Origin of the sequence: Paenibacillus alginolyticus DSM 5050 = NBRC 15375 (genome assembly GCF_000422905.1) — a bacterium.
GTDB classification, from domain to species: Bacteria; Bacillota; Bacilli; order Paenibacillales; family NBRC-103111; genus Paenibacillus_E; species Paenibacillus_E alginolyticus.
This window is the reverse complement of the sequence record NZ_AUGY01000022.1, coordinates 67484-84925: the sequence shown is the minus strand read 5'-3', so window position 1 is coordinate 84925 and position 17442 is coordinate 67484. Positions and strand designations below refer to the sequence as shown.

At 41.7% G+C, this 17442-nt stretch carries 20 protein-coding genes; all 20 read left to right on the top strand.

Annotated features, from left to right (window positions below; all coding sequences use genetic code 11):
- Positions 1-76 precede the first annotated feature (76 nt).
- Positions 77-1264 (top strand): sensor histidine kinase, encoded by a 1188-nt coding sequence (locus G519_RS0112165; protein WP_029194927.1) that lies wholly within the window; start codon positions 77-79, stop codon positions 1262-1264.
- The gene (locus G519_RS0112160) at positions 1242-1967 is read left to right on the top strand and encodes a response regulator (protein WP_029194926.1); all 726 of its coding nucleotides are present in this window, start codon (positions 1242-1244) and stop codon (positions 1965-1967) included. Before G519_RS0112165 ends, G519_RS0112160 begins: the two co-directional genes overlap by 23 nt.
- A 67-nt stretch (positions 1968-2034) precedes the next feature.
- On the top strand, positions 2035-2430 hold the full coding sequence (locus G519_RS0112155) for a hypothetical protein (RefSeq protein ID WP_029194925.1): 396 nt from the start codon (positions 2035-2037) through the stop codon (positions 2428-2430).
- A gap of 47 nt (positions 2431-2477) precedes the next feature.
- Positions 2478-4433: a DEAD/DEAH box helicase gene (locus G519_RS42760; protein ID WP_036632763.1), complete on the top strand. Its 1956-nt coding sequence runs from the start codon at positions 2478-2480 to the stop codon at positions 4431-4433.
- A gap of 282 nt (positions 4434-4715) precedes the next feature.
- Positions 4716-5216: a ComF family protein gene (locus G519_RS50140; RefSeq protein WP_127527825.1), complete on the top strand. Its 501-nt coding sequence runs from the start codon at positions 4716-4718 to the stop codon at positions 5214-5216.
- Positions 5217-5325: 109 nt separating this feature from the next.
- On the top strand, positions 5326-5748 hold the full coding sequence (locus G519_RS0112140; protein WP_029194923.1) for a TIGR03826 family flagellar region protein: 423 nt from the start codon (positions 5326-5328) through the stop codon (positions 5746-5748).
- 115 nt (positions 5749-5863) lie between these two features.
- Entirely contained in the window at positions 5864-6136 is a 273-nt protein-coding gene (flgM, locus tag G519_RS0112135) for a flagellar biosynthesis anti-sigma factor FlgM (protein ID WP_029194922.1), read from the top strand.
- A 36-nt stretch (positions 6137-6172) separates the two neighbouring features.
- Complete coding sequence (locus tag G519_RS0112130) at positions 6173-6673, top strand: flagellar protein FlgN (protein WP_029194921.1); 501 nt, start codon at positions 6173-6175, stop codon at positions 6671-6673.
- Between the two features lie 29 nt (positions 6674-6702).
- Positions 6703-8313 carry a flagellar hook-associated protein FlgK gene (flgK, locus tag G519_RS0112125; protein ID WP_029194920.1) on the top strand — a complete coding sequence of 537 codons (1611 nt, stop codon included), beginning with the start codon at positions 6703-6705 and terminating at the stop codon, positions 8311-8313.
- A gap of 41 nt (positions 8314-8354) precedes the next feature.
- Complete coding sequence (gene flgL, locus G519_RS0112120; RefSeq protein WP_029194919.1) at positions 8355-9251, top strand: flagellar hook-associated protein FlgL; 897 nt, start codon at positions 8355-8357, stop codon at positions 9249-9251.
- Between the two features lie 12 nt (positions 9252-9263).
- Entirely contained in the window at positions 9264-9836 is a 573-nt protein-coding gene (locus G519_RS0112115; protein WP_029194918.1) for a DUF6470 family protein, read from the top strand.
- Positions 9837-9936: 100 nt separating this feature from the next.
- A complete protein-coding gene (fliW, locus tag G519_RS0112110; protein WP_029194917.1) occupies positions 9937-10359 on the top strand; it encodes a flagellar assembly protein FliW in 423 nt (140 codons plus the stop codon).
- 2 nt (positions 10360-10361) lie between these two features.
- A complete protein-coding gene (csrA, locus tag G519_RS0112105) occupies positions 10362-10592 on the top strand; it encodes a carbon storage regulator CsrA (RefSeq protein WP_029194916.1) in 231 nt (76 codons plus the stop codon).
- A gap of 121 nt (positions 10593-10713) precedes the next feature.
- Complete coding sequence (hag, locus tag G519_RS0112100; RefSeq protein WP_029194915.1) at positions 10714-11541, top strand: flagellin Hag; 828 nt, start codon at positions 10714-10716, stop codon at positions 11539-11541.
- An 82-nt stretch (positions 11542-11623) separates the two neighbouring features.
- Positions 11624-11935 carry a hypothetical protein gene (locus G519_RS0112095; RefSeq protein ID WP_127527827.1) on the top strand — a complete coding sequence of 104 codons (312 nt, stop codon included), beginning with the start codon at positions 11624-11626 and terminating at the stop codon, positions 11933-11935.
- Positions 11932-13938, top strand: coding sequence for a motility associated factor glycosyltransferase family protein (locus G519_RS0112090; RefSeq protein ID WP_029194913.1), 2007 nt, complete (start codon positions 11932-11934; stop codon positions 13936-13938). The genes G519_RS0112095 and G519_RS0112090 overlap by 4 nt, the downstream gene beginning before the upstream one ends.
- Positions 13935-14291, top strand: a complete 357-nt coding sequence (locus G519_RS0112085; protein WP_029194912.1) for a hypothetical protein — start codon at positions 13935-13937, stop codon at positions 14289-14291. Before G519_RS0112090 ends, G519_RS0112085 begins: the two co-directional genes overlap by 4 nt.
- A 311-nt stretch (positions 14292-14602) precedes the next feature.
- Complete coding sequence (locus G519_RS0112080) at positions 14603-15673, top strand: motility associated factor glycosyltransferase family protein (protein WP_161632918.1); 1071 nt, start codon at positions 14603-14605, stop codon at positions 15671-15673.
- 15 nt (positions 15674-15688) lie between these two features.
- A complete protein-coding gene (locus G519_RS0112075) occupies positions 15689-16702 on the top strand; it encodes a polysaccharide biosynthesis protein (RefSeq protein WP_029194910.1) in 1014 nt (337 codons plus the stop codon).
- A gap of 11 nt (positions 16703-16713) precedes the next feature.
- Positions 16714-17436 (top strand): cytidylyltransferase domain-containing protein, encoded by a 723-nt coding sequence (locus tag G519_RS0112070; RefSeq protein WP_029194909.1) that lies wholly within the window; start codon positions 16714-16716, stop codon positions 17434-17436.
- Positions 17437-17442 lie beyond the last annotated feature (6 nt).

Below are 17442 nucleotides of genomic sequence, written 5' to 3'. Positions count from 1 at the left end.
GGCAAACGGGTAGAACTATGATACAATATGGGGTAGACTAATTTCTAATATTGTTTTATAAAGGAGCTCGTTTCATTTGCAGCCAGACGCTATAGATCGTGTCATTAAAAACGCAATTAACGTCATGGAGAGCAGCAAGTATCAAATGTTTGAAATCGCTGAAGCTTCTCGTTTGGAAAAAGAGTCACTTACTCGCGAGCTCGAAGAGATAAAGTATGAAACGAGTGTTACCATCGAGCTGGTTGACAATTTGGAGAAGGATTACAAGCGGTCTCGTATTCGACTTACGGAGGTCAGTCGTGATTTCAACAAGTACCGTGAGGAAGATATCAAGATTGCTTATGAAGCCGCGATTGCTTTTCAATTACAGCTGACAATTGCTAGGGAAAAAGAAAATAATCTAAAGACTCGGCGCAATGATCTACAAGTTCGCACGAAGAATGTGGACAAGCAGGTAGAGCGAGCAGAAACAATCGTATCGCAAATGAATGTGGTACTGGAATATTTATCGGGCGACCTCAATCAGGTGACTCGTATACTCGAATCCGCCAAGAACAGGCAATTACTCGGTTTGAAGATTATTTTGGCCCAAGAGGAAGAGCGGAAGCGTATTGCGCGTGAAATTCACGATGGTATGGCTCAAACCTTGGCGAATGTTGTGCTTCGAACCGAAATTGCCCAGCGTATGCTTGTAAAAGAGGATATTCCCGCGGTGAAGGAAGAATTAGTAGATTTGAAGGGTCAAGTCAGAGGGGGGCTTGAAGAAGTTCGCAAGATCATCTTCAACCTCCGTCCGATGGCGCTCGATGATCTAGGAATCGTTCCCACACTGCGTAAATATGTACAGGATTTCGAAGATAAGTATAGAATTCGCACACAGTTTAATCTCGTAGGCAAGGAGACTCGCATTCCGTCAGGGCTTGAAATTGCTATTTTCCGACTTGTGCAGGAAGCTTTATCAAACGTAAACAAGCATGCAAAAGCTACTTTCCTATCTGTTGAGCTCACACTGGAGCCGGATCAAGTGCAAATCTACGTTGTAGATAACGGGATCGGTTTCGACGTGCCGCAGACAGAACAAAGAATAGCCAAGGGGAATAATTTTGGCTTGCTGGGCATGCGTGAGCGTGTCGAGCTGCTGGAAGGCACGATGGTTCTAGAGTCCGAAAAAGATTCAGGTACAAAAATTACGATGCTAATCCCTATCGGCGGCGTTGGAGAGAACAAGGAGGAAAATAAGAATGGACAACACGGCGAGTCATAAACGCAATGTGCATATTGTCATTGCGGACGATCATCAGCTGTTTCGCGAAGGTGTTAAACGAATTATTAATATGGAAGATGATATGGAAGTCATCGGTGAGTGCGGTGATGGTATCCAGGTTATCGAGCTATGTAATCAAATTACGCCGGATATTGTTCTCATGGATATTAATATGCCGCTCGAGAATGGCGTTGTAGCGACTGAACGGCTTAAGCTTATTTTTCCAGACATCAAAGTAATCATTTTATCCATTCATGATGATGAGAGCTACGTGTTCGAAACTCTTCGCAAAGGGGCTTCAGGTTATTTGCTGAAGGATATGGAAGCGGAGTCGCTTATTAATGCGATTCGTTCCGTAGTGGCAGGTCATGCTTATATTCACCCGAAGGTTACTGGCAAGCTGATTAATCAGCTTAGACGTATGACCTATTTGGATGATGTGGGTGTAGTTGGTTCCGGTCAAGGTGTCAAAGATTCTGGTCTTAAATACATACATAATGCAAATAGTCCGCTAACCAAGCGTGAAGCAGAAGTTCTTCGTCTTATGGCAGAAGGTAAGAGCAATAAGCTTATCGGAGAGTTTCTCTATATAAGTGAAAAAACGGTGAAAAACCACGTCAGCAGCATCCTCCAAAAAATGGAAGTTGATGATCGTACACAAGCGGTTATTATAGCTATTAAAAATGGTTGGGTAACGTTGTAATCTCCATTTTACGAGAGGAACCCCCCTTAACTTTGCAGCATACACTGCAGGTAAGGGAGGGACCGCTATGTGGATTGGATTGCTTTGGATCTTCGGTTGCTACGGAATCAGCATTGCTGTGCTCCATTTATTGCTCGGAACCCGCAGAGGTAGAAGCAAGAAAACAGCTAATGTGCTGCTCGTCACCAAAAATAATCAAAACCAAATTGAATGGTATATTCGCTCTTTGTTTTTTTTCTCACGATTTAAGGGCAATGAAGTGAAGGCGACAGTTTTCGATGAAGGATCGTCCGACGATACGAGGAAAATCATTGAGCGCTTATCCCATAGCCATGCATTAGAGCTGCGATATCAGACGGATTATGATGCGGTTGACCACTATTTACGTCAACACGATAATGAACCCGTGACGGTCGTTCATCTAAGCAGCAGGGAGGATCTTGTGAAGATCCATGTCGGTTGAAGGCAACGGTTTCAAGTACTTAGATTACAAAGAGAGTACGGTGAGGAATGAAGGTTCAACTTTACGCAGTAAGTTTGGGGAAAGAATGGGAGTGGCGATTAACGATTCACTCGCAAACGGACATCCAATATTGGTTCGAGCAATACGCAGCCGACGCCGGCCTCGTACTGTTCGAACCTTTTATTTCATTAGGGCAGGGTGTGCGGATGCTTGAGAGGCTTCGGGGGGAGCGTTCATTCGAGTTCGGGACGGATGACGGGAGAATGCTGCAACGTTTTCGTCTGATAGCAAAAGAATGTGAGATATCGAACGGTAAAGATTTAGATATGAAAATGATTCGCTATGAAATGTGGAGGCAAGGAATGTTTCCAAGAATACCGTTGAATGCCACGGTATACGCCAAGATTGTTGAAGCTTGCAGCGGGAAGTCGCTGCTTATTGAGGAATTTCAACAGCTGTTGGAGGCTGCTGGGATAGATCTCCACACTGAAGATGCTTGGTTATCTTACTTGCAATTGGGTCATCTCAACGATGACTTAGAAGTGGGGAATGGACTGGAGATTATGGAGCGCAGAGATTGGCGCAAAGGATTTAGGAAAATGATATCCTATCGCTGCAATCGGTGCGGCAGTGGTGAGGAGCGTATGTTTTGGTCGGACTGCCTACATTGCGGACAAGTATGCCCTTATTGTGAAGAGTGCTTGACCATGGGGAGGTCGCGGTTTTGTTCTTTGCTTGTTCTTGGGCGGTCGAAGGAGATAGTACTGGCTGGGAAGGGCGTGGTGGACTCTACTTGGGGACAAAGTGACCATGAGGGCTGTGCTCCATATGAGCATTTTCGTACCTATTTGGAGCCGTGGGGGCTGAGTGATGCACAAGCGAGGGCTTCTCTGGAGGGACTACGCTATATAAGCGGGAAGATGGCAGAGGTCGGACCGTCGGTGCGAGCAAGAGTAAAATCACGAGCAGAAAGGAACGATCGGACGCGGACGCCTCGAAGGTTTCTGATCTGGGCAGTTACCGGCGCGGGGAAAACGGAAATGATCTTTCCGTTTATCCATCACACTGTTGCGAGAGGAGGGCGCGTACTTATCGCGACACCTCGTAAAGATGTGGTGTTGGAGCTGCAACCACGAATAGGTCGCGCATTTGTCGATTACAGCGTGGTGACGTTGTATGGTGGGAGCGAGCAGCGTTGGGAGCAAGGGCAGATCACGATCGCGACAACGCATCAGCTGCTCCGTTTTCATGAGGCCTTTGACCTTGTCATTATCGATGAGATTGACGCGTTTCCTTACCATAACAATCCGATGCTTACTTATGCGGCGGCTAAAGTTTGTAAGCCAAATGGAACGAATATTTTGCTTTCGGCCACACCGCCGAGAGCAGTTAGGCAAGCTGCAAAGCGGGGGCGATTACCACATGCCCGGGTTCCGGTACGTTTTCATAGGCACCCATTGCCTGTGCCTCAGTTGGTTTCGGTTCCACCTCTGCGGAGAGTAGTCCGGTCACAAGCTTTGCCGGTATCATTATTTAAAAAGTTAGTAACCTCAGTGGAACGAGGCGCACAGGTGTTTGTTTTTGTCCCCAACATTCAATTGGTCGAGCCAATGGTTTATCTACTAAGGGTTAAATTAAGCTATGACAATAATGAATCCAGCCTTTGCGTCGAAGGAACTTCATCAAAGGATCCTGCTCGAACTGAAAAGGTCCAGCTTTTTCGAAACAGAGAGATCCGTGTGCTGGTCACAACAACGATTTTGGAGCGAGGAGTCACGGTTCCCAAGTCAGACGTGTTCATTATGGATGCTGACTCGCAGCTATTCGATGAAGCAGCGCTTGTTCAGATGGCTGGGCGTGCAGGTAGGTCGCAGGACGATCCGGCAGGGAAGGTCTATTTTGCAGCAAAAGAAATCACGCAATCTCAAAAGGAGGCCATTCGACAAATTAAGCAGATGAATCGTATCGCGCGTAAACGGGGTTATTTATTAAGGGGGAAATGAATGAGCTATCAGCAATTGGATATGAGAATTTTGATTAAAAAAGTGATAGGTTCGGTGGCTTCGCTTCTTAGTCCGCTAAGAAAAGAATGTTCACTCTGCAAGCAGAATAGCACTCTCCGAGTTGATGAATTAGGACTTTGCCATTCATGTTACACACGAATTCCCTGGATTCGAGAAGCGCTTTGTCCAACATGTGGACGAGGGGAGTTGTGTTCAGATTGTCAACGGAGGCCGCATTCCTATTTTATAAGAAGCCGCAGTGCTGTCAGATATGATGAAACGATGAAGGAATTATTGGCTCGATATAAGTATCGTGGAGACGAGCGTTTGAAAACGGTCCTCGGACAAATGCTTGTTCATTCGTATCACTTATTACATAAGGCTAGAGACACTTTTCCCTCAGAATCCGATTCTGTGAGGGAGCTTATCACTTTCGTGCCTGTAAGCGAGCGCAGAATGCTGGAACGCGGGTTTAATCAAGCAGAGCAGATGGCAGTAGAACTAGGTCAAAGAATAGGGATTCCTGTCATACCCCTTCTTAAACGATCCAAGCATACAGATAAACAAAGCTTCAAGAAAAGGAGTGAACGGCTGGACGATTTGGAGCATGTTTTTGAGGTAAATGATTCAATTCATGCTTATTTGGGAAAATCCCTGAATGCCTCATACGTTATTTATATTGTGGATGATGTTTATACGACAGGAAGCACCATGAATCAATGTGCCAAGGTTCTTGGAGAGTATTTATCTGCTGAAGTATTCGGACTAACATGGGCGCGGTAGCAGGAAATATCACCACATCTGTCAAAAATATTATTGTGCAAACGCTGTCGAATTGCTGTAAACTGGAATTAATAATTGGGTAATTGGGAATAATAGGAGGGTCTATACAATGGGCATGAATGTAGCTAATTGTCCACGTTGTGGGAAAATATTCGTAAAGGGCTTTGCTGAGGTTTGCCCGAATTGTGTGAAGGATTTGGAGCAGCAGTATGATAAATGCTTGAAATACCTGCGTGAAAACAAAGGTACTACCATAAATGATTTAAGCGAGGCAACAGGGGTAGCGGTTAAACAAATCACTAAATTTATCCGTGAAGGTAGAATCTCCATTATGCATGCGCCGAATATGTCCTATCCGTGTGAAGTGTGCGGAACTTTAATTCGTGAGAATACGATTTGTGAATCGTGCCGCAGCAAGCTTGTTAAGGATGTAAGGAACAATGCTGAGGATGAGCGGCGTAGAACGGAACAAGAAGCAAAGGAAGGTCAAGTTAGTTTTAAAATCAAAGATCGTTTGAACGATAGACATTAATTATTCCTTAAATAGGTCTGCAGGGATATAAAGTTTAATAAGTATGATGCCGATAATAGTAGTAAAGATTATCGGCTTTTTATATTATATGTCTTAGCAATAGGAGTGTTATCGCATGAAAATTAATGACAATCAACGGATCGGTGCAGTAAACCCATATAAAAAAGCAGGTGACGCTAAGTTCGCTTTTACGACTGGGAAAAAAGACAAACCAAAAGATCAAGTAGAGATTTCGGCTGAAGCGAAGGAGCTTCTTGGTGTTCAAGGGAGCGCTCGTACGGAGGAGCAAGCGAAGCGTATTGAAGAGCTGAAATCATCCGTGGCTTCAGGGACTTATCATGTAGATGCAGGTAAACTAGTGGAGAAGATTCTCCCATACTTAAAGTAATATCACGTATACAACAGATAGAAGCAGGTGACGATCATGTCAATACAACCCTTGTTGGAAACGATGGATAAACTTCAGGAAGCGCACGAGGCATTGCTCGTCCTAGCTCGTGATAAAACGCAAGTTATTGTTAAGAACGAAATCAACCAATTGAATATAATCGTGAATAAAGAAAGTAAATGGATTAGAACAATTGCTGAGGCGAATCAACAGCGGATACAGGATATTGGTTCATATTTAATTTCGAGAGGGTATAATCCTAATCCTAAAGTAACGATCAGTGATTTAATTAAGGTGATTTTCAAAGCCGAAGAAAAGCAAGCACTCACAGGAGCTCAGCAAAAGCTGCTAGTAACGATAAAAGAGATAAAAGATTGCAACAATTTGAATCAACAGTTAATTGAACAATCGCTTTCCTTTATTAATTATACAATTGATCTAGTTTTAGGGGCGCCCGAGGATGATGTAGTATACCAAAATCCTAATCAGCAGGCTCATGGAACTAAGAGGTCGGGAATTTTTGACACAAAAGCATAACACTGTTAATTCGAAAGGGGTTTAGAACAATGCGGTCTACCTTCGGTGGGTTAGAGATTGCAAAGCGTGGATTGTTTGCACAGCAAGCCGCTTTATCGACCACAGGTCATAATGTCGCGAATGCGAATACTAAAGGGTATTCAAGACAAGTTGTCAATATGGTTGCATCCATTCCAATTGAATATCCTGGGTTGTCACGAAGCAACGTTCCGGGTCAAATGGGTCAAGGTGTTGAATTTAGTTCAATTACCAGGATTCGAGAAAAATTTTTGGACGACCAATTTCATAATGAAAACAAGAATCTTGGAGAGTGGTCCATTCGCAAGGATACACTGGATAAAGTTGAAGCTATCATTAATGAGCCGTCTGATACAGGAATTCGGCAAACGGTGGAAGGGTTTTGGAATGCTTGGCAAGAGCTAAGCAAATCTCCTGAAAATACAACTGCCCGTGTACTTGTCAAAGAACGTGCTTTAGCGATGACGGATGCCTTTAACCAAACGTCCAAACAATTACAGGATTTATCAACAGATTTAACAACTAATATCGGCATCAAAGCTACTGAGGCCAACACAGCAATTACTCAAATTGCTAAATTAAACGAAGATATTTATCGGATTGAGGGTCTTGGTGACAGCGCCAATGATTTAAGAGATCAGCGAGACCTTCTAATGGATAACTTATCAAAAATAGTTAACATTACTCATACCGAAGATAGTAGTGGCTACAATGTAAAAATGGGTAGTGTCCAATTGGTGAGTGGAAATCAAGTAGCTAGTACTTTAACGTTGGATACGCTTCAAACGGCAGCTGCTTCTGGGGATTTGAACAGTGGCGAAGTATACGGAATAATTCAATCACGTGACAATTATGTTGCAAATTACCGATTTCAATTTGACTCCATGCTCAAAACAATGGTTCAAGGAGATGTTCAAACTACGCTGCCTAAGGGTATGGTAGTCCCTAATGGAACTACATTGACGATTGTGAATGCGGATGGGACTACTACGCCGCAGCTCTTTAGCGGAACGATTCAACAAAGAACTTTGGCAAATGATTTAAATGTCAGTGTTAAAGGGTTTAACGGTCTTCATCAACTAGGTTACTCGGGCTCAAGTCCATTAAAGTCAGGAGTGCCCTTTTTCACACTAAAGCAAGGGGCTACAGATTTCAATGCCAGCAGTGTGACGGTTAATCCTGATATTCTCAGTGATGTCTCTAATATTTCAACATCAGCCAGAAGCTATACAGATCCTGCTGATGGAGTGGACAAAGTAGTGAAGGGTAATAACGACATGGCTTTGTTGCTTGCAGGTATTAGAGATAAGAAGGTTAGTTTTGATCCTACGACCGCAGGGAATACAGTACTAAAAGATGGTACATTCGACGAGTTTTTCCGATCAATTGTTGGTCAGCTAGGGGTCCAAAGTCAAGAAGCAACACGACAAGCTACGAATCAGCAAACATTAGTGGATCAGGTCGACTCCAATCGCCAAGGGGTAAGTGGAGTTTCGTTAGATGAAGAAATGTCCAACATGATTAAATTTCAGAAAGCATACAGTGCTTCAGCACGTGTAATGACAACCTTTGATGAAATGTTAGATAAAGTCATTAACAGTATGGGAACAGTCGGTAGGTAGTGAGAAGAGTTAATTAAACAATTATGAGGTGAGACTGTTTCATGACTTCTCGAGTTACGCAAGGCATGATGAATAATCAATTACTTCGCAATATTAATGCCAACATGGTAAGAATGAATGACAATCAGAATCAATTATCTACAGGAAGAAAAATAAATAAACCTTCGGATGATCCAGTAGGAATTAGTTTCTCGCTACGCTATCGCAGTGAAACATCAGCTAATGAACAATACAAAAGCAATGCTAACGCTGCTACATCATGGCTGGACTACACAGATACTACACTGAATCAAGCGAATACGGTGATGCAACGCGTCCGGGAGCTTGCAGTTAAGGCTTCTAACGGGACGAACCCTCAGTCAGCCTTGGATGCAATTAAAAAAGAAATCGACCAGTTGAATGAACAGATGGTAACTATTGGGAATAGCCAATTTAATGGTAAGTATGTGTTTAATGGTCAAATGACAGATAAGCAACCTTATTCGATAGCTACTGCAGCTACAGACAAAGTTGATCAAGGCGAAATCAAGTTCGATATCGGCGTTGGGGTTCGAACTGGTGCTAATATTACGGGTGACCAAGTTTTTGGAGCAGCTGGAGCAGCGGATAATGTTTTTCAGGTGATGAAGGATTTTTCTGCGGCGTTAGCTTCCGGAAACCAACAAGCAATTGGAGCCGTCATTGGTCATCTGGATAGTCGTAATGACGCATTCTTGCAAGCAAGGGCTGATGTTGGTGCAAGACAAAATCGGATTCAGTTGGCCCAATCTCGTCTCGATGATATCAATACTAATCTTCAAACCTTGCAGTCTAAGGCTGAAGATGCTGATATCCCTGGAGTGATTACGAATTTAAAAACAGATGAAAATGTGTACAATGCTTCTCTTTCCGTAGGATCCAAGATCATAAGCACGAGCTTAGTTGATTTTCTTCATTAGGAGAGATAAACGATGACGCTGCCTATCCCTCAAATACAGATACGCCAGGAGTATGCTAAGTTGGGTATTGACGCTGATATAGGTAAGCAGGATATCAAGCAACTTCAAGCAACTTTTGAAATTACGACGGTACGTCCTGAAATTGACATTCATGCAGAGAAAGGCGCGCTTTATATTGATTCTAGTAAAGCGTGGGATGCGCTTGGTCATGGTCCGGCCCTCGAGACTATGAGTCGCATCTATTCCAGAGCCCATGAAGTAGTTATGCAGGGCATTGCCAAAATTGTTGAAGATGGCAACCGAATGGCGGCTATTCAAAATGGTGGTAATGCTATCGCTGAGATTGCTAAGGAAAAAGGCGCGGAGTTCTTTGAGTTTGAGTTTATGGGGGATGCTTCATCTGGTAATGTCTCTATGCATTATGTGCCGGGTAAACTGGATATACAAGTCAAAGAAGGTAAAGTGAACGTTGAGACGCATCCGAATCGTCCGGAAATTAATTACACACGAGGTAAACTTGATATTTATATGTTGCAATACCCAAAGGTGGAGATTATTCCACCCCAAATTGATATAAAATTATAGGGTGAGATGGTTGAATGAGCCGGAAACTTTGTATACGAATAATATTAATTAATGCTATAGCTCAAGCTATAGCATTATGTGTTTAGGAGAGGATTGACAAATGCTTCAGCTTTTACATGAGAAAGTTATTCATTTTAATGGAAGTATATTAGGTTTTGAAGAATATGATGAGTTTATATTTTCTTTTGCTGAGGAAGATAGCCCGTATGCTTATCTACAAAGTTTAAAAGATGATAATATAGGTTTTCTGTTAGTGATACCTTTTGTCTTTTATTCAGATTACGCTTTTGAAGTTGATGATAAAGACAAGGCTGCTCTTGGAATTGTTTCCGAAGAAGAAGTAGCCGCATTTACTATAGTAACGATAAGGGAGCCATTCACTAAGTCTTCTACAAATTTATTAGCGCCAATAGTGGTTAATACTACAAGTGGGCAAGCTCGTCAAGTGGTACTGCCTCCAAGATCAAATTATAGTACTAATGAGCCCCTCTTTAAAGATGCCCATGAAGAAAGTGGTGATTAGCATTGCTGGTTTTGACAAGAAAAAAGGGACAATCCATTATTATTAACAACAATATTGAGATCGTGATCTCTGCTATTGATGGAGAACAAGTCAAAATTGGAATTAATGCTCCTAAAGAAGTGAATATTATGCGTAAAGAAGTGTATGAAGCAGTTCAGCAAAGTAATAAAGAGGCTAGTACACCAAGGATACAACTAAGTGACTTAAAAAGTTTGCCGAATCCCGAAAAATAATTGTACATTATTTCGAATATGCTCTACACTTATTGTCGCATAATGCCGATAAAGATAATGTAAGGCGAAAAGCCTACTCCACACGGATGTGGAAATCCAAAATTTCAAGGAGGAAATACAAATGATTATCAATCACAACTTACCAGCTCTGAATACCTACAACAACATGAGTACTAACACAAACAACACTGCAAAGGCAATGGAGAAACTCTCTTCCGGTTTGCGTATCAACCGTGCAGGCGATGATGCTGCGGGTCTTGCAATCTCCGAAAAAATGCGCGGTCAAATCCGTGGTCTTGATCAAGCAAACCGTAATGCTCAAGATGGTATCTCCTTGATTCAAACGGCTGAAGGTGCTTTGAGCGAGACTCACTCTATCCTACAGCGTATGCGTGAGCTGGCTGTTCAAGCGAGCAATGATACTTACACTACTTCTGATCGTACAAAGCTTGGAGCAGAAGTGTATCAACTCAAAAAGGAAATCAACCGTATCGCTTCTCAAACTGAGTTCAATACCAAAAAACTGCTGATAACTGGTGGTGGGAAATCCGCTATTAACTTCCAAGTGGGTGCTAACTCAGGTCAACAAATTAAATTATCCATCAACACAATGGGTGCCAGCTCGATCGGTCTTAGTGCAATTTCGAAGTTTAGTACAAATAAGTCTTCAGCGTTTGGTTCTATCATCAAAGCAATTAACAGTGCAATCAACAAGGTTTCCACCGAGCGCGCGAACCTCGGTGCATACCAAAACCGTTTAGAGCACACAATTAACAACTTAGGTACTTCTTCCCAAAACCTGACGGCTGCAGAATCCCGTATCCGCGATGTTGATATGGCGAAAGAAATGATGAACTTCACTAAAAACAACATTCTTAACCAAGCTTCACAAGCTATGTTGGCACAAGCAAATCAATTGCCACAAGGCGTGCTTCAATTGCTTCGTTAATTGAATCAAGAGTATTCAAAGAAAAAAGCCAACCGTTTTCTCAGGTTGGCTTTTTTTAAAAAAGTACACGATGAGAATACGTATGGGGGTAATTATGTACGAGAGGCTTGAAGCATTTCAGGAATTAGTAGAGCAAATATGTTATTCTTTTTATCGTTATGAGATCAAAACTGGCATGATTAAGCTGGAAATACTAATTTCTCAGATTACTGATTTTATTTCAAAGTCTAAAGTAGAAGGAACTCAACTCGAAGGAATCAATAAACTGTTACAAATCATTTTATTAGCAGTGGAAAAGAAAGATTTTTTGATCGTTGCTGATGTATTGAAGTACGAATTATTGGAGCAGGTGCTGCTTATACAACAGCCTACTGCAAATGGAGAAAGCATATGACATATTTTAATAGAAACATTCAGTTTTTATCTGATTATAATCAATGGCTTATTGAAGAAATGGAAACAATTGATTGTGACAAAATTGAATTTCGTCGCGTTGGTGATGACATATTTTTTAAATTGGCAGATGAGCAAGGGAATGAATTTTATACCGCTAGCGTTTATGACCCACAATATGAAGCAAAGCTATTTTTAGAAGGCGTAAACTTAGACAATACTGGTTATATTTTGATGGGAATGGGCTCTTCCGCTATCATCAAACAAATTCTCGAAAATAAAACCGAAACAGCTTGGGTTTTAATTATAGAAAAAGATACAGCACTCGTAAAAAAGTTTTTAGAAGAGGTTGATCTTTCATCGTATCTTGAAGGTAAATTACAACGAGTGATTATTCTAACTGATTTAATGGAACAAATATCAGTCGTTCTAAGTACGTATATCAGCTCCATGATTGGATTTTATTTTCTTCAGACAGATCTATTACGTACTTTTTCCAGTTATCGACGGGACTCTGAATTCTACGAAAAGATGATTGAAGAAATTATCAATCATCTTCGCACACATATGACATCAATGGGCAACTCCTTGGATGATACGTTAATGGGTATGACCAATGAACTAAATAATGTACCTATAAGCCTAACATCTCACCGCTTAAAAGACCTTAAGGATAAATACAAAGGGAAACCTATTATCTGTGTTGCATCAGGACCGTCATTGGACAAACAGCTGCCCCTTTTGAAAACAGTTAAGGGCAAAGCATTAATTATTTCTGCGGAATCGGCATTTCGAGTTCTCTTGAAAAATGGTATCTCTCCAGATATTGTATGTATTTTGGAACGAGGAGCGAATTCGTACGATTTAAGTGTTAAAGGGGTAGAAATCCCAGAAGATACAGCCTTGTTGGGGTTGACGTTGATGGATGAGCGAATTCCGCGAAGTTGGAATAAATATGTGATTCCAGTATTTAAGGAGAACATTACGCACTGCCGTTTGATGAATCAGGCTCTAGGGGATATGGGGACGTTATATAACGGAAATTCAGTAGCCCATTTAAGTTTTTCTTTGGCTCAATATATGGGTGGCTATCCGATCATATTTATCGGTCAGGATCTCGCTTATTCAGAAGATGGAGTAACTCACAGCAAACATAGCTTTTATGTAGATCACTCGGATGTGGAGATGAGCGCAGAACAACGCAAGCAAATTCAAAACAGTTTACAGGAAGATAAAGACTTTTTTAACAAAACCGTTTATGTAGACGGTTATTATGGCGGCAAGATCAAATCAAGAGAGCTATGGAGACAGTTTCTGTTTTGGATGGAGCATCTGATTCGTGTAATGCCGGCACCTCTTATTATTAACGCAACAGAGGGCGGTGCTGATATTCCTGGCACGATAAAAATGCCATTTAAAGAAGTTGTTGAAAAATACTGTATCGAGTCCATTATGTCCATTCCCGAGATGTTCTCGGATCTCCCACCTGTACCTTCTGATGAGGATATTAAAGAGAATTTTCGAAGCATGGTCGAATTTTTCAACAATGAGTTTGGAGAGATTCAACGTGTGAGTCTATTGGCTGAAGAGATGTTGGATGCAGCCGAGAAGCTGCAGAACGAGTTAGTCTTAAATCCTGATGGGCATGTTGATCTTTTAAAAATGAAAGCCGGTAGGGTATTACGTAACGTGGAGCACTTAGTAAAGGATGTGTTGAAAAATCCATTCCTCAACTTCTTCTTAAATCCACTTGTTTCAAATTATCATGTAAAAATGAATCCAATTTCCCGCGTTTCATCTATTGAAAGGCTGCAATTAATCTTAACAACTCAAAGTTACTTGTTAAAAAATATGATTGAAGGGATACAACAATTGCTTGATGTTTACGATAAGGGAATTCGTAATGCAGTCCTGGAACTTGGTTATGACAGTGAAGAATTATATCTGGATGCTAAACCAAAATGGGAAATACCTGATTGGGAAGAAGGAGAGGAAAGTTTATGATACAGCAAGAGATAGTCTTTGAAACCTTGGAGAGTATGAAAGATTACGTGCCAAAATTGAAAACAGCATCTAGTAAGCTTGCCCAAGACATCCAAACACATGAAGGCGGTTGGGTGGATACTTTGGTAGCCTATTTAGATGGAATGGCCTGGTTAATGATGGCCATCAACGGAATACAACAAGTGAATCCAGAAATACTTGTTGAGTGGGATCTCAATCTAGCACCACTCATAGAACAACTGGGAACAGCGCTAGAACAAGAGGACTTTGTCACTCTATGCGATATTCTACAGTACGAGATGCAGCCTTTATTGCAATCCTTTGATAGTAAATTGCAAGGTATCGTTCATTGAATGCCAGCAATCACCGAATTCAGAGACAGAACACCCTGAAGCATATGCCTAACGTCATGTTTGAAAAAGCAAAAAATGATATGTGGACGGCTTCAATTAGCAATGAAGGTAATCAACCCATTTATCTTCATAGTCGTTACGATCCAGCGATGGAGGCGGAGCGGTTCGCTGTGGCTCAATTAAGCAACATCGTAGAGGAATATCCGAAGCGTATTATACTTTATGGTATAGGTTGCGGGCATCACGTAAGAGCCTTTTTGAAGCATACGGAGAATGTTGGCGTTCCTATCGAGGTGTGGGAGACGAATGTATTGGCATTTTTTAATGCGGAGCAGATTGGAGTACTTGAAGGCATAGTAGAGGATCCCAGGCTTATGCTTGTCGTCTCTGACGACATACAAGTCTTTTCTGAGCAAGTGCAAGCATGGGAGGAAAGTGGTGGCGTACACGTTATCATTCATGAGCCCTCTCTGCGCACAATACCTGAAGAATTGGAATCCTTAAAGGAATTGTTGCAAAATTTTCAATTACATCAGAATAGTGTAGTAGCAAACCGTACATTACTTCTGGACAACTTCGTCCGGAATACCCGCAAAACATGGCCGTCAATCTCTGCATTTCATGGACTACCTTCCGTTCCAGCTGTTCTTATTAGTGCAGGGCCTTCGCTGTCTAAAACGTTGCCTTTATTGCCAATGGTATCTAAACATTGTCTGCTGGGGTCAGTTGGTACGGCAGCTCCGTTGTTGTATCGCCATGGTATTCGTCCTGATTTTATTGTTATGATAGATCCTCAGCCTAAAATGCTCGATCAGTTGGAAGATTGGGAAACGCAGGAAATACCGCTATTTTTCCTAAGTACCCTTTACCCTGAAGTGGTTGAGCGTTATAAAGGTCCTAAATTTATACTTTTTCAAGAGGGTCAAACAGCTGCTGAGAAGATGGCTGTGCTTCGGCAAGAACCACTTGTTTTAACTGGAGGTTCTGTTTCTACAACCCTTTTTTCATTTGCTAGGTTGTTGGGGTTGAGTCCAATTTGCCTGGTTGGCCAAGATCTTGCTTATACTGAAAATAAGACTCATGTGGAAGGCACACCACTTTTTCAACGATGGGAAAGTGAAGCGAAGGGAGAGCTTGTTTTAGCTTTCGATAGCCAAGGAACCGTCGTCTCTTCACGTAATTTACTTCTCTACAAAAAATGGTTTGAGGAACAAGCGCGTAACAGCAACGAGACATTTTACAATGCGACTGAAGGCGGGGCCTTTATTGAAGGCTTTACACATATCGTACTTAGAGAGTTTATGAAGAGTATACAAATGATCGATGTTTCAGAAGCGCGTGAAATTTTTCAGAGGCTAACGCGATCTTCATCTATGAACTGACTTGGAGTGAGTAACATGAATTATGAGGGAAAAAAGATCTTGATTATAGGCGGTACCGGAACGCTCGGACAACTTCTTACCCGTCATTTATTGCGGCAAAACCCACAAGTTATTCGAATTCTAAGTCGTGATGAATACAAACAATTCGAAATGCAGCGGATGTTTAGCGAACATCAATCGAAATTGCGTTTTCTTATCGGAGACATTCGTGACGCACAGAGATTGAATCGTGCCATGGAAGATATTGATTTTGTTTTTCATTTAGCGGCAATGAAGCATGTTCCATTTTGTGAGTACAATCCATTCGAGGCCGTGCAGACCAATATTATTGGCACCCAAAACATGATTCAAGCAGCGATACAAAACGGGGTAAAGAAAGTGTTATTTACTTCTACAGATAAAGCAATATCGCCTTCGAATACTTATGGTGCAACCAAGCTTATGGCCGAGCGACTGATTTCGGCGGCAGAGTATCAAAAGGGGCCTAAACAAACCGTTTTTGCTGCTGTTCGATTCGGTAATGTAATGGGTTCAAGAGGCTCTGTTATTCCACTCTTTTATAAGCAGATTTTGGAAAGCAAGTCGGTGACCGTTACGGATTTACATATGACGCGTTATATGATGACGGCTACTCAGGCTATTACGCTTATGTTGAAAGCAAATGAAATTTCTATGGGCGGGGAAATTTTCGTTTTAAAGATGCCAACGGTTATTTTGGCTGATTTGGTCGATGTCCTCGTTGAGGAAGTATGCCAAAAACATAACATTTCCGATGAGATCCTGAGAAAAGAAATTGGACTGCGACCGGGAGAAAAACGGTATGAAGAACTAATGACTGAAGAAGAAATATTGCATGCATGGGAAACTTCAGACATGTATATTGTTCCTTCCCCCTTTAAGGAAAACATACTTGAACGCCCGTATCCGGAAGCAATAAAAATGCTGCCAAGTGCTGTCAACTCACACCAAGAACAGCCCATTACTCGGGATACCTTGCGAAGTTGGATACGGGAAGAAAAATTAGTGTAGAGGTAAACTAAATGAGAAATGTAGTCATTATTCAGGCTAGAATGGGTTCTACCAGACTTCCGGGAAAAGTTTTGAAAAAGTTGATTGATAAAACTGTACTCGCACACGTAGTCGAGAGGACAGAAGCTTTTCAAAACGTGCAGGAAATTATAATTGCTACAACGCTTGCTAGTCATGACGATTTAATTATAGAAGAAGCCAGACGTTTGGGGGTTAATGTTTATCGCGGTAGTGAGTCAGATGTATTATCACGATATTATGAAACTGCTCTAAGGGCGCGAGCTGAAACGGTAATTCGAATTACCTCCGATTGTCCGTTGATCGATCCTGAAACTTCTTCTCTAGTTATTAAAGAATATCTTGGAAATTCAGTGTGCGATTACGCGAGCAATACCTTAGATCGAACTTTTCCGCGTGGATTGGATACTGAGGTAATGTCATTCGCTTCGTTGGAAGTTGCTCACCGTGAGGCGCGGGAACCTCATCACCGAGAGCATGTAACTCCGTATATCTATACTAACAGGGAACGATTTTCGTGCCGATCAGTAATCAACCAAGATGGATACGCTGATTATCGTTGGACGCTTGACACACCTGAAGATTGGGATTTAATCCTTAAAATCTATGAGACATTATACCAATCTGGGCGTATATTTTCATGGCAAGAAGCCGCGGCTCTAATGCAGAGAAATCCAGAATGGATGTTAATTAATTCGAATATTCAACAAAAATAGCAAATG

Bases quoted from the DNA above. Each gene is read 5' to 3' on its own strand.
- G519_RS0112160 (WP_029194926.1), top strand. From the start codon at position 1,242: ATGGACAACACGGCGAGTCATAAACGCAATGTGCATATTGTCATTGCG.
- G519_RS0112155 (WP_029194925.1), top strand. From the start codon at position 2,035: ATGTGGATTGGATTGCTTTGGATCTTCGGTTGCTACGGAATCAGCATT.
- G519_RS42760 (WP_036632763.1), top strand. From the start codon at position 2,478: ATGAAGGTTCAACTTTACGCAGTAAGTTTGGGGAAAGAATGGGAGTGG.
- G519_RS50140 (WP_127527825.1), top strand. From the start codon at position 4,716: ATGAAGGAATTATTGGCTCGATATAAGTATCGTGGAGACGAGCGTTTG.
- G519_RS0112140 (WP_029194923.1), top strand. From the start codon at position 5,326: ATGGGCATGAATGTAGCTAATTGTCCACGTTGTGGGAAAATATTCGTA.
- flgM (WP_029194922.1), top strand. From the start codon at position 5,864: ATGAAAATTAATGACAATCAACGGATCGGTGCAGTAAACCCATATAAA.
- G519_RS0112130 (WP_029194921.1), top strand. From the start codon at position 6,173: ATGTCAATACAACCCTTGTTGGAAACGATGGATAAACTTCAGGAAGCG.
- flgK (WP_029194920.1), top strand. From the start codon at position 6,703: ATGCGGTCTACCTTCGGTGGGTTAGAGATTGCAAAGCGTGGATTGTTT.
- flgL (WP_029194919.1), top strand. From the start codon at position 8,355: ATGACTTCTCGAGTTACGCAAGGCATGATGAATAATCAATTACTTCGC.
- G519_RS0112115 (WP_029194918.1), top strand. From the start codon at position 9,264: ATGACGCTGCCTATCCCTCAAATACAGATACGCCAGGAGTATGCTAAG.
- fliW (WP_029194917.1), top strand. From the start codon at position 9,937: ATGCTTCAGCTTTTACATGAGAAAGTTATTCATTTTAATGGAAGTATA.
- hag (WP_029194915.1), top strand. From the start codon at position 10,714: ATGATTATCAATCACAACTTACCAGCTCTGAATACCTACAACAACATG.
- G519_RS0112095 (WP_127527827.1), top strand. From the start codon at position 11,624: ATGGGGGTAATTATGTACGAGAGGCTTGAAGCATTTCAGGAATTAGTA.
- G519_RS0112090 (WP_029194913.1), top strand. From the start codon at position 11,932: ATGACATATTTTAATAGAAACATTCAGTTTTTATCTGATTATAATCAA.
- G519_RS0112085 (WP_029194912.1), top strand. From the start codon at position 13,935: ATGATACAGCAAGAGATAGTCTTTGAAACCTTGGAGAGTATGAAAGAT.
- G519_RS0112075 (WP_029194910.1), top strand. From the start codon at position 15,689: ATGAATTATGAGGGAAAAAAGATCTTGATTATAGGCGGTACCGGAACG.
- G519_RS0112070 (WP_029194909.1), top strand. From the start codon at position 16,714: ATGAGAAATGTAGTCATTATTCAGGCTAGAATGGGTTCTACCAGACTT.